This window comes from Caballeronia sp. LZ008, assembly GCF_031451435.1.
GTDB lineage: Bacteria > Pseudomonadota > Gammaproteobacteria > Burkholderiales > Burkholderiaceae > Caballeronia > Caballeronia zhejiangensis.
Map to the genome: position 1 here is coordinate 868,040 of NZ_JARUXK010000002.1, position 15,190 is coordinate 883,229.

Genomic DNA, 15,190 nt, shown 5'->3' on the forward strand with positions numbered 1-15,190 from the left:
CGCGATTATGTGAAGGTACACACTCGACGTAAATGCAGCCGGGGTTACAACAGAATTGTCGGGCGGGAAAGAGTCCCGCCCGACATCGCTAATGAATCACCGCGCCACGTTCGACGCCACACGCGCACCGTTCTGTCTGCGCCGATAACTCGTATCGCGCGATGCAAGCCAGTAATAAACCGGCGACGTCAGCAGCAATCCAACGATCCACGACAGATCCGCGCCGTCGAGATACTTGGGCACCGCGCCCGCATACATCGGCGTGTTCATGAACGGAATCTGCACGACGATACCGATCGCATAAGCGATCAACGCCTGCGGATTGAATCGTCCATAGATGCCGCCGTCTACCTGAAAGATCGACTGGATGTCGTACTTGCCTTTGTGGATCACATAGAAGTCGATGAGATTGATCGCGGTCCACGGCACCAGCACGACGAGCAGCGCAAGCACGAGATCGACGAGATTCGCGACGAAGTTCGTCGATGCGCCGATCGCGCCATAGCAGCACGCGACGAGAATCGCGACCGACAACACGGCGCGCGCTTTCGCCGTCGGAATCCAGCGATACGCGAACGTCTGCAATGACGTGATCACCGCGAGCACCGCGCCATACAGGTTCAACGCGTTGTGGCTGATGACGCTCAACAGGAACAACACGAGCATCGGCAGGCCGAGCGGTCCGGTGGCGAGCTTCACGGCATCCATCGCGTCGGCGCCGGGCGGCACCGCGAGCACCGCGACCGCGCCGAACACGAAGGCGAGCGTCGAGCCGATCGTGCAGCCGAGATACGTCGCCCAGAACGTCGACGAGACGCGCACGGTCTCCGGCAAATAGCGCGAATAGTCGGACACGTAAGGCGCGAACGCGATCTGCCACAGCGCGGAAAGCGATACGGTCGCGAGCCAGCCGGCGAAGTTGAAGCCGCCGCGCGTGAGGAAATCGTCCGTCGAGACATGCGTGAGGATGTAGCCGAAGCCCACGCAAATGCCGATGCCGAGGACCCACGTCCCGATGCGGTTCAGGATATGAATGAACTTGTATCCGATGATGCCGATCAGTCCCGATCCCAGCGCGCCGATCACGATGCCCACGGGCACCGACACCGACGTCTCGATGCCATGCAGCGACTTCCCCGCGAGCACGATGTTCGACGCGAAGAAGCCCACGTACATCACGCCCGCGATGACGGTCACGAGCAACGCGCCCCACGATCCGAACTGCGCGCGGCTCTGGATCATCTGCGGAATGCCCATTTGCGGCCCTTGCGCGGAATGCAACGCCATCAGCACGCCGCCGACCGCCTGTCCGACGACGATCGCAACGATGCCCCACAGCAGGTTCAGATGAAAGATCTGCACGCCGAGCGCGCCCGTCACGATCGGCAAGGGCGCGATATTGCCGCCGAACCATAGCGTGAACAGGTCGCGCACTTTGCCGTGACGATCCTCGGGCGGCACATAGCCGATGGTGTGCTTCTCGATCAACGGAGAAGCGTTGCGTGGTGCACTAGTCAAAGTCGTCTCCAGTTTGTGCGCGGCAAAGCGATGCCCTGACGCGCATCGCGCCCGTATCGCCTGCGGCGTGTGAGAAATCAGGCTGTGGTCGAAAGATGATCGGCGAGGCGTATCAGCATCGCGTCGCAATCGTGGAGTTGTTCGAGGGTTACGTACTCATCGGGCTTGTGTCCCTGATCCATGCTGCCGGGACCGCATACGACAGTCGGAATGCCTGCCTGATCGAAGAGTCCGCCTTCCGTGCCGAACGCCACCGTGCCGAATTCCGACGATCCGCTCAAGAGCGCGACGAGACGCGCCGCTTCGCTTTCGGGCGATGTCGCGAGTCCGGGATACGCGGATAGCGCTTCGAGGCGAACGTCCGTCTCGGGTTCAATGGCGCGCATCTTCGGCAGCAGTTCGGCTTGTGCGTACGCCTGCAAATCCTTGGCGACCGTGCTCGCTTCGAAGCCGGGAAGCGCGCGCACTTCGAAGTCGAATTCGCATTCGGCCGGCACGATGTTGAGCGCACGACCGCCCTTGATGACGCCCGTCTGCACGGTCGAATACGGCGGATCGAAGCGCTCGTCGTGATGCTCGGGCTGCGCCAGCCGTTCGCCGATTTCTTCAAGCCGATTGATGAGGCGCGCTGCATATTGAATCGCGTTCACGCCATACGGCGCATAGGCGGAATGACAAGGCGCGCCTTTCACCTGACAACGCATCGCGAGCTTGCCCTTGTGACCGAGCACCGGCTTCAACGATGTCGGCTCGCCGATCAGACACAGAACGGGCTTGTGCGCGCGCTTCTCCAGTTGCGCGAGCATCGGCCGCACGCCGAGGCATCCGACTTCCTCGTCGTATGAAAACGCCAGATGCACGGGCAATCTCAGTTCGCGCTCGATCAACATCGGCACGGCGGCCAGCACCGACGCGAGAAAGCCCTTCATGTCGGCTGTGCCGCGGCCATAGAGCCGTCCATCTTTTTCCGTGAGACGGAATGGATCGCCGGTCCACGGCTGGCCATCGACCGGCACGACATCCGTATGCCCCGAGAGCACGATGCCGCCGCGATCGCGCGGTCCGATCGTCGCGAACAGATTCGCCTTCGTGCGCTCCGCGTTGTAGAACAGCTCGCTTTCGATGTCGAACTGCGCGAGGTAATCGCGAACGAACTCGATCAGCGCGAGATTCGAATCGCGGCTGACGGTCGCGAAACTAATCAGCTTGTCGAGCAGATCGCGGCTCGTCGTGTCACTCATCGCCCGGCACTCCGTAGCTCGGCGCAGCGGTCGGGTTCAATGCGCGCGTCACGTAGTCCTGCATCTGCGGCTCGTACGCATGCCACAGGTCATCGAGCTTGCCGATGGGATCGTCATCGGCCCAGTCGACGCGCAGATCGACGAGCGGCCAGCTTTGCTCGCCCGCGATCTTCAGCGCAGCCGAATGCACCGGCCCCGCTTCGCCGCCCGCCGCGATCGCCGCATGCATCGCGGCAAGCAGACGATCCGCAAGCTGGCCCGATGCGTTCTCGAATGCGGGAATCATCGCTTCGATGACATGCACGCCCGCGAGCATGTTGCCCGCCGCGACGCATTGCCTGCCCGCGACCGCGTGATACGTGCCGAGCGCTTGCTTGCCGCTGAAGAACGCGGTGTGGCCTTGCGCATCGACGACCGTCACCTGCCGATACTCGCTCCATTCGTTCGCGCTCAACGCGCGTTCGAGTGCGGCGTTCGCATCGAGCTTGGCGCTTTCGATGTAATCGAGAATTTGCGGACCGAGCGCGGGCAGCGTGACGTTCTGCGTCGCGACGACGCCCACGCCCGCGCGCACCCACGGACAGCGCGCGCCCACCGCGATGCTCGACGAACTGATCGCGATGCCGAGCTGCCCGGTCTCTTCACATCGTCCGACGATCGAGAATGTCATGCGCGCTCCTGAGGCGGCGTCCATCCATCGGGGATGACGGCGATCACATCGATCTCCATCAGCCATTCAGGTTGTCCGAGCGCGACGACGGTAAGGCCCGTCGAAATCGGAAACACGCCCTTCAGCCATTTGCCGACTTCGCGATACACCGGCTCGCGAAAGCGCACATCGGTGAGATAAGTCGTCGTCTTGACGATATGCGAGAGATCGCTGCCCGCTTCTTCGAGCAACTGCTTCACGTTCTTCATCGCCTGCTCGGCCTGCGCGCGCGGATCGCCGAGACCGACGAGATTGCCGTCGAAGTCCGTGCCGATCTGACCGCGCACATAAACGGTATTGCCCGCGCGAACGGCCTGGCAGAGATCGTTATCGAGGGTCTGATTCGGATACGTATCCTTCGTGTTGAACATGCGGATACGGGTATGCGTAGGTTGGCTCATCGAATGCACCTTGATTCCGGATAGTTTCTGATCAGTTGACGCCCATCTCGCTGACCTTGTGGACGCGCGATGCATCGGTCACGCCTTCTTCGCGCTTCGTCTCGACAGCACGTTGCGGCGCGTCGTAATAAGCGAGGTATTTGCGCTGCGTGACGATGTGATCGGCGATATGTTTCGCGTCGTGCCACACGCCCCAGATGAACGCGGAGCCGCGCCGCGAAAGCCACGGCAAGCCGAGAAAATAGATGCCCGGTTCTTTGGCGACGCCACGTTGATGTTTCGGCTTGCCTTTGTCATCGAATGCATCGACTTGCAGCCAGTTGAAATCGACGGCATAACCGGTCGCCCAGATGATCGACGTAACACCCGCTTGCGCGAGATCGAGTTCGAGAAGCGGATGCGTCATGCATTCCGGGTCGGCGGGAATATGGCGCGCTTCGGGCTCCTCGGGCAGATCGAGGCCGTTGCGTTGCGCATAGGCATCGGCGGCATCGAGCAATGACAAATAGTTCTCGTCGCCGCGACGGATGTTATCCGCGAGATCGGCTTCGAAGCTCACGCGCGTATCGTCGAACGATTTCGTCAGACCGACGAGCGTGATGCCCTGATGCGCGAGGCGCCTGAAGTCCACCGTATGGCCGCCGCGCGCGCCGCTCACGGCAATGGTCACATGCTCGCGGCCCGGCTTCATCACTTCCGCGTCCCATTCGCCGAGCACGCCGAGCCACCAGCAGAAATCGCGTCCGCGATATCCGCGCGGCGGACGATCGTGCGCGCCGACCGACAGATACACGCGCCGGCCCGCGCGCTGCAATTCATCGGCGATCTGCACGCCCGACGATCCCGCGCCCACGACGAGCACGCCGCCTTCGGGCAGTTGCTGCGGATTGCGATAGTCGGCGGAATGGATCTGCGTGAGCTTTGCGGACGACGGCGCGATCGGCGGAATCACGGGGCGCTGAAACGGACCCGTCGCGACGACCACGCGATTCGCTTCGATGGTTCCGTCGGATGTATCGACGGTAAAGCCCGGCCGCCCCGCATTGCGCACGACCTTCTTCACTTCGACGCCGGTGCGAATGGGCGCATCGAATTTCTTCGCGTACTCGACGAAGTATTCCGCGACCTGATCTTTCGATGCGAAACCATTGGGGTCGAAATCCGCGAACTCGAGATTAGGGAAACGATCGTGCCATGCGGGACCATTGGCGACGAGCGAATCCCACCTGCCCGTGCGCCAGCGTTCGGCGATGCGATCGCGTTCGAGCACGAGATGCGGCACGCCGAGCTTGCTCAGGTGTTCGCTCATCGCGACGCCAGCCTGGCCCGCGCCGACCACGAGCGTGTCGATAGACGTTGTTTCCACTGTCATGGCTATGTCCTTCTGAAAGGCCGTTGTATCCGTGATGTCTTCGTGAAAATCTACGCGTCCCGATCGAATCCGAAAAATATATTTAAAAAATGCACGGCATCGGATTTGGCTATGCAATGAATTTTGAGCACTTCACAATGCGGCTCATCGAAGCTCCATTTCCGGAATGTCATCGATGGAAAGCCATCCCTTGCGCTATTCGCTGCGGCAATTGCGCTACTTCGTGGTCGCTGCCGAAGCCTTGTCCTTCACCGCCGCCGCGAAAAAACTGCATATTTCGCAGCCGTCGATATCGACCGCCCTCGCCGATCTCGAAGCATCGTTCGGCGTGCAGCTATTCATTCGCCATCATGCGAGCGGTCTGTCGCTCACGCAGGCCGGCCGCGATCTGCTCGGGCAAGCGCGCAATCTGCTGAAGATCGCGGAAGAACTGCAAATGGCCGCGAAAGAAATGGATGGCGGCATGACCGGCTCCATCGCGCTCGGCTGTCTCGTGTCGCTCGCACCGCCGTTGATGCCGGGACTCATCAGCCGCTTCACGGCGGGGCACGCGGGCATTTCGTTTCGCACGGTCGAAGCGCATCAGGACGGCTTGTTGCGCGGCCTGCATGACGGTTCGCTCGATATCGCCCTCACCTATAGTCTGGACTTGACCGAAGACATCGCGTTCACGCCGCTGCTTTCGTTGCCGCCTTATGCGATCTTGCCGAAGACGCATCGGCTTGCGCGAGCGCGCAAGGTATCGCTCGCCGATTTGCAATCGGAGCCTTACGTGATGCTCGATCTGCCGCATAGCCGCGAGTATTTCGCCGCGCTCTTCGATGCGGTCGGCAGCCGTCCCGTGCCCGCGTTCCGGTCATCGCAACCGGAAGTCGTGCGTGGCATGGTGGCGAACGGCCTCGGCTATAGCATCCTCAACTTTCCGCTGAAGTCGAATCGCACGGTGGATGGCGAGGACTTCGTGATTAAGCGCTTCAAGGACAACGTCAACGCGACTACGTTAGGCATCGCGCAATCTCGCACGATGCGTCCGCGGCAAGTGGTGCATCGCTTCTCGTCGTTCTGCGAGAACTATATTAGGCGACTGCATATCGATACGTGAAGTTATCGGCGCTGCATAGATAAAAGCTTTGCTTTGTATCCGAAAACAATATTTTGGCTGGCAATTTGGCTTGATAGATTGATGTCCATGTCGAGCGCAATGCGGTCAAAGCCCGCGCCAGCGCGCTCTCACGAGTCGAGACAAGGAGGGCTTCATGATCGCAGTGGACACGCTCATCGACCAGTTACGGTCGAATTGCGAACGACCATTCAGCGATGCGCACGCCATGCCGCCTGGCGCCTATACATCGCCCGACTTCCTGTCACTCGAAGAGCGCGAGATCTTCGCGCATGAATGGCAATGCGTCGGCCGCGCGAGCGCGTTGAAGGAACCGGGCGATTACCTGACGGCGCAGATCGGCGCGCAGCCGATCGTCGTATTGCGCGACGAGCAGATGCAGCTCAAGGCGATGTCGAATGTGTGCCTGCATCGCATGTCGGTGCTGCTGGAAGGGCGCGGCAACAAGCGGCGCATCGTGTGCCCGTATCACGCGTGGAGTTATGGACTCGACGGCGAATTGAAGGGCGCGCCGCTCATGGACCGGCAAGAAGGCTTCTGCAAGGAAAGTTATAGGCTGCCCGCCGTGCGCTGCGAGGAATGGCAAGGCTGGATCTATGTGACGCTCGATGAAAGCGCGCCGCCCGTCGCAACGCAGCTAGCCGAACTGAGCGAATTGATCGGCGCGTATGGCATGACGGACTACATCGAAACTTTCTATGAAGAGCATGTGTGGGATACCAACTGGAAGATCCTCGCCGAAAACTTCATGGAAAGTTATCACTTGCCAATGCTGCATCGCGCGACCGTAGGGCCGCATTCGAAGCTCGAAGAGATGGAATGTCCACCGGGTTATCCCGCGTTCAACTATCACTGGATCACGAAGGAAGCGAGCTTGCCCATTGGCAATGCTCATCCGGATAACCCGCGTTTATCGGGTCATTGGCGCAAGACGACCGCACTGCTCGCGATCTATCCGACGCATCTCGTCACGCTTACGCCCGGCTATTTCTGGTATCTCGTGTTGCAGCCGCGCGGCGTCGGGCAAGTGCATATCCGCTTCGGCGGCGGTCTCGCGCCTGAATTCATCGCCGACGCGGAAGCGAACGCGCATATGTCGACATTGAAGAAGCTGCTCGACGAAGTGAACGCGGAAGACAGGCGCGGCGTGGAAGCGGTGTTTCGCGGCGTGCATGCGCCGCTCGCGAAGCCCGGAAATCTGAGCCACCTTGAACGGCCCAATTTCGACTTTGCGCGCTATATCGCGACGAAGCTCGCACAGCACTGAAAGACAGGACACGAACACGATGTCAGCCCCTTCCTTCATCTCCTTCTCCGGCGTGAGCAAATCGTATGACGGCGCCCATTACGTCGTGGAGGATTTGAACCTCGACGTGCGCAAGGGAGAATTTCTTTCGCTGCTCGGTCCGTCCGGCTCCGGTAAAACGACGACGCTGATGATGCTCGCGGGCTTCGAAACGCCGACGCAAGGCGAGATTCGTCTCGATGGCAGGCGTCTCGACGACAAGCCGCCGCATCAGCGCGACATCGGCATGGTCTTTCAGAACTACGCGCTCTTTCCGCATCTGACGATCGCGGAGAACGTCGCCTTTCCGCTTTCCGTGCGACGCGTGAGCCGCGCCGAGCAGAAGACGCGCGTGAAGCGCGCGCTGGAGATGATCGAGTTGCCCCATCTCGCGAACCGGCGACCCTCACAGCTTTCCGGCGGGCAGCAGCAGCGCGTCGCGCTCGCACGCGCGCTCGTGTTCGAACCGAGCGTCGTGCTGATGGACGAGCCGCTCGGCGCACTCGACAAGCGCCTGCGCGAAACGATGCAATACGAAATCATGCGGCTGCACCGCGAGCTTTCGCTGACGATCGTCTACGTGACGCACGATCAGGCCGAAGCGCTGACGATGTCGGACCGGGTCGCCGTCTTTTCCGATGGCCGCATCCAGCAGGCCGCGACGCCGAGCGAGCTTTACGAGAACGCGCAGAACGCGTTCGTTGCGAACTTCGTCGGCGAGAACAACGGGCTCACGGGGCGCGTCGCCAGTGCGAACGGCGAATGGGCGACGCTGGCGTTATCGGACGGCAGCGTCATTCGCGGACGTTGCGAGCACGGCCTGCGCGCCGGCGATGAAGCGATGCTCGCGCTGCGCCCCGAACGCGCGCACATTCCCGGCACGGAAGACGCGCACGCGGACGAGCACAGCAACGTCGTGCGCGCACGCGTCGAGGAACTCGTGTACTGCGGCGATCATCATCGCGTGCATCTGAAGCTCGGCTCGCGCGATTCCATCGTCGTCAAAGTGCCCAATACCCAGCGTCACGCATTGCCCTGCGCAGGCAGCACGATCGATATCGCGTGGCGTCACGACGACTGCAAGATTCTCGCGATGATGGCGCCAAAAAACGCGCCCGCGATTGCCCCGAGCACACCGCCCTCACCTTCTCTCATCCCGACCGCACCCGCAGGAGCCAACTGACATGCGCAATCACATCAAAGCACAATGCGCCGCACTCGCAGTATTTGCATTTGCAACTATCTCGACACAGGCGGCGGAGACACTCTCCGTCGTGACGTTCGGCGGCGCGTTCGAAGCCGCCGCCAAGAAAGCCTGGTTCGAACCGTTCACGCAGGCAACGGGCGTGAACTTCTCGACCGAATCGTATGACGGCGGCCTCGCCAAGCTCTCCGCGATGGAGCAGGCGAAGAACACGACGTGGGATCTCATCGATCTGGAAACCAACGACGCGATCACCGCATGCGATGAAGGCCTGCTGCAGAAGTTCGACAAGAAGATGCTCGGCAAGACGAGCGACTTCATCCCCGGCTCGATCAGCGATTGCGCGGTTGCGAGCATGGTGTGGTCCACGGTCTATGCCTATGACGCTAGCAAGCTGAAGACCGCGCCGACCACTGTCAACGACTTCTTCGATTTGCAGAAATACCCCGGCAAGCGCGGCCTGCGCAAGTCGCCGAAGGTGTCGATGGAATGGGCGCTGATCGCCGATGGCGTCGACCCGAAAGATGTCTACAAGGTGCTCGGCACGCCCGCCGGCGTCGATCGCGCGTTCAAGAAGCTCGACACGATCAAGAAGAACATCGTGTGGTGGGAATCGGGCGCGCAGGCGCCGCAACTGCTCGCCGATGGCGCGGTCGTGATGGTGCAGGCCTACAACGGCCGCATCGACGACGCCGCGAAGAAAGACAACAAGCCGTTCAAGGCCGTGTGGGACGCGCAAGTCTACGACTTCGAGTGGTGGGCTATTCCGACGGGCGCGAAGCACGCCGATACCGCGGCGAAGTTCATCGTGTCGCAAGCGCAGCCGAAGGCTTCGGCGGATCTCTCGAAGTACATCGCGTATGCGCCGCCGCGTAAGGATGCGGTCGCGCTCGTCGACAAGCAGCGACTCGCCGACATGCCGACCGCGCCGGATAACTTCAAGCGCGCGGTGCAGATCAACGCGAACTTTTGGGCCGACAACGCAGATCAGATCAACAAGCGCTTCCAGGTCTGGCTCACGCAATAACGCTGTTCATGGATGAGAGTAACGACATGCCTGCATCGATTCACGCGCACGCCGCCGGTTCTCCGACGAGAGCCGATGGCCGCGCCTCGTATCAAAGAGCGCGCCGCCGCGCATCGGTGCAGGCGTTGTTGCTTGCCTTGCCGCTGATCGTGTTTTTGCTGTCGACGTTCATCGCGCCAATCGCGATGCTGCTTGCGCGCAGTGTCGAGAACAAGGAGGTGCCGGACAGCATGCCGGCGCTCACTCGTGCTCTCGATGCCTGGGACGGCCGCGGCGTGCCCGATGAACATCTGTTCGCGCTGCTCGCCTCGGGCCTGAAGGATGCGCAACAGAAAGGGCAACTCGGCACCGTCGCGCGCAGGCTCAACTTCGCGCAGCCCGAGTTTCGCAGCTTGCTGATGCGGACCGCGCGCAGCGTGCGCGAGGAGACGCCGCCCGCGTGGAAGCCGGTTTTGATCGACATGGATGAACGTTGGAATTCGCCGGAGATCTGGCGTCTGTTGAAACGCGCGGCCACGTCGCCGACGCCGGACTATCTGCTTGCCGCCGTCGATGCGCAAGTGACGCCGCAAGGCAACGTCGCGTTCGTGGCGGATAACTCGTCGGTGTATCGACAGGCGTTTCTGCGCACGATATCGATCAGCGCGTCCGTCACGCTGCTGTGCCTCGTGCTCGGTTATCCGGTCGCATGGCTGCTCGCGAATCTGCCGACGCAAAGCAGCAACCGCCTGATGCTTTTCGTGATCGTGCCGTTCTGGACGTCGCTGCTCGTACGCACGACTGCGTGGTATGTGTTGCTGCAGCCGGGCGGTGTCATCAATGGCCTCTTGATGGGACTCGGTCTCGCGACGCATCCGCTGCCGCTCATCTTCAATCGCACGGGCGTGTTGATCGGCATGACGCATGTGTTGCTGCCGTACATGATTCTGGCGATCTTCTCGGTGATGAAAGGCGTGTCGCCGGTCTATCTGCGCGCGGCGCAATCGCTCGGCGCGCATCCGTTCACCGCGTTCGTGCGCGTGTACATACCGCAGACGTTGCCGGGTGTCGGCGCGGGATGCTTTCTCGTTTTCGTGCTCGCGCTCGGCTACTACATCACGCCAGCGCTGCTCGGCGGCGCAGGCGATGAAATGATCAGTCAGCTCATCGCGCTGCAGACGAATACGCAGCTCAATTGGGGGCTTGCGGGCGCGCTCTCGGCGTACCTCGTGATCTTCACCGCGATCTTCTATTTCCTGTTCAACCGCATCGTCGGCATCGACCGGTTGCGCTTCGGTTAAGGGGCCATTCTTCCATGACGGAATCACGCAACAGGGTGCTGACCGAACGCATCGCTTCCCGATGGGTGCGCGTGCATACCGCGCTCGTGCTGTTCTTTCTCGTCGCGCCGATTCTTGCGATCATCCCTTTGTCGTTCAATTCGGGATCCTACTTTTCTTATCCGTTGCAGGGGTTTTCGTTGCGCTGGTATGAGCAGGCGCTCACGAGTCCCGACTGGCAGCGCTCGCTTTTGAACAGCATCGGCATTGGTGCGGCGTCGACGTTGATCGCGACGTGTCTCGGCACGCTTGCAGCGCTCGGCCTTTCGCGTTCGCAGTTTCCGCTGCGCTCGGTCATCATGCCGATCATCATTTCGCCGATGATCGTGCCGATTGTCGTTGTCGCGGCCGGCTTCTATCTGATCTTTGCGCCGCTCGGGCTCGTCAACTCTTATCCCGGTGTGATCTTCGCGCATGCGGCGCTTGGCACGCCCTTTGTCGTGATTACCGTGACGGCGTCGTTGTTGTCCTTCGATCAAAGTCTCTTGCGTGCGGCGTCGGGGCTCGGGGCGACGCCGTGGATCGCCTTCCGGCGCGTGACCTTGCCGCTCATTACGCCGGCTGTGGCTACCGGCAGCGTGTTCGCGTTTGCTACTTCGTTCGATGAAGTTATCGTCATTCTCTTTATCGGCGGGCCGGATCAGCGAACCGTGCCGCGGCAGATGTGGAGCGGTATTCGCGATTCCATCGATCCTTCCATTCTTGCTGTTGCTACGATGCTGATCGTGTTTGCTGTTCTGCTCTTTGCCAGCATCAATTGGTTGCGGGGGCGGGCTAGTCGGGCTCTTGTTTGAAGTTTGAATCGCCCTCTGTTCGCCGTGCTTTCGCTTTCGCCGGATCCCGCTTTCGCGTCGGTCTATTAGCACTGCCCCTGTGCGGGGCGGCACTCACTTTCTTTGCTGCTGCAAAGAAAGTAAGCAAAGAAAGCAGCTACTGATGCCCGCGGTCACACGCAATTTGGGTAGTTCTCTCGTCCTAGGCGGCACTCGCCTAAAGAGTGCCCTCATAGGCCCAACCGGGCTTGGCTCGCGCACGGTCTGCCACATCGCACCACATAACAAATGGGTTCAGCACCAAATAGCTCCGGCCCGCTTCGCGGCCGACCGGTCAATCGGGTCCGCGCGTGCTTCTCTACTAACGTCTCCATCTCACTGCAATCGCCGCCCCCTTGGTTTCCCTTGCATACCCGGCGGCAGCGCGTAGCGCTGTGCCGAAGCTCTTTCGTGCTGAACCAGTGTCCTTGGAAAACTAGCTCGTCAGACCGTGCGCGATCCAAGCCCCGTTATTGTGATGAGGGCACTCTTTAGGCGAGTGCCATCCGCGACGAGAGAATTACCCAACGTGCGTGTGACCGCGGGCCTGAAAAGCTGCTTTCTTTGGTTGCTTTCTTTGCACAGGACCAGAGTAAGCACTAAAGCGCTAACTCTGGTCGACGGCAAAGAAGGTGACTGCCGCCCCGCACAGGGGCAGTGCCAATAGATCACTAAGAAAGCGGGATCCAGCGACAGAACCAAAAACAGCTTAAGCCAACGCCTCGGCCGCACGCCGCGGCAACATCCGATCAAACTCGCGTTTAACGATGCCATAGCACTCACAAGCCCGCTCCTCGAGTCCCGCACGATCGAGAATCTTGATACACCCACGGCTATGATGAATCAGCCCCGCATCGTGCAGCTTGCCAGCCGCCTCCGTCACACCTTCACGGCGCACGCCGAGCATATCGGCGATCATCTGCTGCGTCACACGCAGTTGATCCGACGGCGTGCGATCCGTCTGAATCAGCAACCAACGGCACAGTTGCTTCGACAGCGAGTGATGACGATTACACGCGGCCGTCTGCGCCACTTGCGTCAGCAGGGCTTGCATGTACAGCAACATCACGCGGCGCAGAAAGTCGGAACGGCCGAAGTGCTCACGCAACGCACCCGCGCTCATGCGATACGCAAAGCCCGCACATTGCACCTGCACGCGCGTCGGCATCGTGTCGCCGCCCGTCAGCACCGGAACCCCCGACATTCCCTCACGTCCCACCGCCGCGACTTCAACGGAACCGCCGTCTTCCATCGTATGCAGCAGCGAAATGATCGCCGTGGTCGGGAAATACACGTGGTGAATGCGCTGCCCGGAATCGCACAACAACTGCTCCGTGCGCAACTGGACCAGCTCGAGATGCGGTGCGATAGCCTGCCATTCCTGCGCCGGAAGCGCGCCCAACAGATGATTGCCGTGCAGATCGGATTGAAGTGTCAACATTTTTCTTAGTCTCGTGCGTTTGCGCTTCGCGCTTTTGATTTCTTCTGGCTCGCAACAGGATTCGCGCATGCATCTGATGGCATACATCGAACCTGTTGCGTCCAGCCCCGTAGTACGAACCCGCTGCTTCTTCTTGTTTGATACCGCAGCGATGTTCGTGCGTGGTCATACATTAGCGAGAGGTGTGCCAGCGAACGCCAATCCTTATACCAACAGGACTTTGCGCGATTCCCCACGCAAAGCGCGGAGAACGTGCGCTCAAGTACGAAGAAAATTGATTCACCCGTGAAAAGCGACCTTCAGACGGATCTCGGGCGATGGCGGCAGAACGCCAAACGTTTTCGTCTGGCGAATGTCTTGTCAGAGCAGGCTCCGCCGATGCGCTCATCTAGCGAAACGAAGCCAATCGGAGGCTCGAAAGCCTTGTCGTAGCAGAAACAGCCCGCACGCTAAAAATGTTGCAAAGGTGGTTAACGGCGATGCGCGTCGTTTTTAAGGCCCCGATGCGGAGTCGCGCGAAAGCCTTATGCGACAGGCGTCCGCGGGATTCTCAAAGGCTTGGCACAGGATGCGGACGTGAACCGTCGCGGTTTCGCGGCGCGGCGAAAAATGTTGCATCGTCTAAACCTCGGCGAATTTCGAATTCGGCAGCCGCTTCAAACCTTTGGCGCATGAATGTGACTCATGCCACGTTGAACAACCTTCGTTTGTGCGCAAGCATCGCTACCGGCACCATGCGTGACATACCCACTTCTATCCGCATGGAGCGAAAAGATGAGCGACGTCATGGAGACCCCCGCAAAGACCGCCGATCAGGCCATCGATCTCAAGGGCCGCGTATCGATCTATCAGCCGGAGCAGCAAGGCTTGATCTTCCCCGAGCTGCCCACGTTTGCGAGCCACGCGGAACATCGTCTGTACCTGAAGGAGCGCCTCGTCGCCGCGTGCCGCGCCTTCGCGCTGCAGGGCTTCGATTACGGCTTCGCGGGCCATCTCACCGTGCGCGATCCGGAGCATCCGTCGCTTTACTGGACCAATCCGATGGCCGTCCACTTCGCGCAAGTGAAGGTGTCTAACCTGATCTGCGCGGATCATCAGGGCAACGTGGTCGAAGGCGATTACGCGGTCAATCGCGCGGGCTTCGTGCTGCACGCGGCCGTGCATGAGCAGCATCAGGACATCGTCGCGATGTGCCACGCGCATACCGTCTACGGCACCGCCTTCGCGGCGCTCGGCAAGCCGCTCATTCCGATGTCGCAGGACGCGTGCGCGTTCTTCGAAGACCACGTCGTGATCGGCGATGAAGCCGGCAAGGTCGCCGTCGAAGTGAAGGGCGGCAACAAGGTCGCGAATGCGTTCAAGGGCGTGAAGGCCGCGATCCATCAGAATCATGGCCTACTCACGGCGAGCCGCCACAGCATCGATTCGGCGGCGTTCTGGTTCATCGCGCTCGAGCGTTGCTGCCAGCAACAACTGATGATCGAAGCGACCGGCATCACGCCCAAGCTCGTGCCCGAAGACCGCGCGCGCTATAGCCGGGAGCATGTGGGCAGCGACTACATCGGCTGGCTGCACTTCCAGACGATCTGGAACGATCTCGTCGCCACGCAGCCCGACATGTTCGACTGATTCCATTATGTTGCAGCCCCTCGCCTTCGGAGAAAGGCGAGGCGATTCCCCATGACTACGTCGAGACAAGCGTTCCCGGCGTCGCCTGGGTAGCAGCGCGCGGACACATCTG

General features: G+C 60.8%; 13 protein-coding genes. 7 read left to right on the top strand and 6 right to left on the bottom strand.

Annotated features, from left to right (window positions below; genetic code table 11):
* Window positions 1–96: 96 nt before the first annotated feature.
* The 5 genes from QCE49_RS18345 to QCE49_RS18365 form a co-directional block, all read right to left on the bottom strand.
* A complete protein-coding gene (locus QCE49_RS18345) occupies window positions 97–1,518 on the bottom strand; it encodes a cytosine permease (protein ID WP_250460504.1) in 1,422 nt (473 codons plus the stop codon).
* A gap of 77 nt (window positions 1,519–1,595) precedes the next feature.
* Window positions 1,596–2,759, bottom strand: coding sequence for an acetylornithine deacetylase (gene argE, locus QCE49_RS18350; RefSeq protein ID WP_250460502.1), 1,164 nt, complete (start codon window positions 2,757–2,759; stop codon window positions 1,596–1,598).
* Complete coding sequence (locus QCE49_RS18355) at window positions 2,752–3,429, bottom strand: DUF1028 domain-containing protein (RefSeq protein WP_008346226.1); 678 nt, start codon at window positions 3,427–3,429, stop codon at window positions 2,752–2,754. The genes argE and QCE49_RS18355 overlap by 8 nt, the downstream gene beginning before the upstream one ends.
* Window positions 3,426–3,869, bottom strand: a complete 444-nt coding sequence (locus QCE49_RS18360; RefSeq protein WP_008346225.1) for a RidA family protein — start codon at window positions 3,867–3,869, stop codon at window positions 3,426–3,428. The genes QCE49_RS18355 and QCE49_RS18360 overlap by 4 nt, the downstream gene beginning before the upstream one ends.
* Window positions 3,870–3,900: 31 nt before the next feature.
* A complete protein-coding gene (locus tag QCE49_RS18365; protein WP_008346223.1) occupies window positions 3,901–5,241 on the bottom strand; it encodes an NAD(P)/FAD-dependent oxidoreductase in 1,341 nt (446 codons plus the stop codon).
* A gap of 175 nt (window positions 5,242–5,416) precedes the next feature.
* Here QCE49_RS18365 and QCE49_RS18370 point away from each other — a divergent pair, with 175 nt between their 5' ends.
* The 6 genes from QCE49_RS18370 to QCE49_RS18395 all read left to right on the top strand — a co-directional run bounded on the left by QCE49_RS18370 (window position 5,417) and on the right by QCE49_RS18395 (window position 11,990).
* On the top strand, window positions 5,417–6,343 hold the full coding sequence (locus QCE49_RS18370) for a LysR family transcriptional regulator (protein WP_008346221.1): 927 nt from the start codon (window positions 5,417–5,419) through the stop codon (window positions 6,341–6,343).
* Window positions 6,344–6,497: 154 nt separating this feature from the next.
* Window positions 6,498–7,628 (top strand): aromatic ring-hydroxylating dioxygenase subunit alpha, encoded by a 1,131-nt coding sequence (locus tag QCE49_RS18375; RefSeq protein WP_250460500.1) that lies wholly within the window; start codon window positions 6,498–6,500, stop codon window positions 7,626–7,628.
* A 19-nt stretch (window positions 7,629–7,647) separates the two neighbouring features.
* Window positions 7,648–8,829: an ABC transporter ATP-binding protein gene (locus QCE49_RS18380; RefSeq protein WP_250460496.1), complete on the top strand. Its 1,182-nt coding sequence runs from the start codon at window positions 7,648–7,650 to the stop codon at window positions 8,827–8,829.
* 1 nt (window position 8,830) lies between these two features.
* Window positions 8,831–9,877 carry an ABC transporter substrate-binding protein gene (locus tag QCE49_RS18385; RefSeq protein ID WP_250441637.1) on the top strand — a complete coding sequence of 349 codons (1,047 nt, stop codon included), beginning with the start codon at window positions 8,831–8,833 and terminating at the stop codon, window positions 9,875–9,877.
* A 26-nt stretch (window positions 9,878–9,903) separates the two neighbouring features.
* Window positions 9,904–11,157, top strand: a complete 1,254-nt coding sequence (locus tag QCE49_RS18390; RefSeq protein ID WP_250460495.1) for an ABC transporter permease — start codon at window positions 9,904–9,906, stop codon at window positions 11,155–11,157.
* Window positions 11,158–11,171: 14 nt separating this feature from the next.
* Window positions 11,172–11,990, top strand: coding sequence for an ABC transporter permease (locus tag QCE49_RS18395; RefSeq protein WP_008346213.1), 819 nt, complete (start codon window positions 11,172–11,174; stop codon window positions 11,988–11,990).
* Window positions 11,991–12,717: 727 nt separating this feature from the next.
* Here the strand turns inward: QCE49_RS18395 and QCE49_RS18400 are convergent.
* Entirely contained in the window at window positions 12,718–13,449 is a 732-nt protein-coding gene (locus QCE49_RS18400; RefSeq protein ID WP_008346211.1) for a Crp/Fnr family transcriptional regulator, read from the bottom strand.
* Window positions 13,450–14,223: 774 nt separating this feature from the next.
* Between QCE49_RS18400 and QCE49_RS18405 the strand changes: the two genes are divergently transcribed.
* Entirely contained in the window at window positions 14,224–15,078 is an 855-nt protein-coding gene (locus QCE49_RS18405; protein ID WP_250457762.1) for a class II aldolase/adducin family protein, read from the top strand.
* Window positions 15,079–15,190 lie beyond the last annotated feature (112 nt).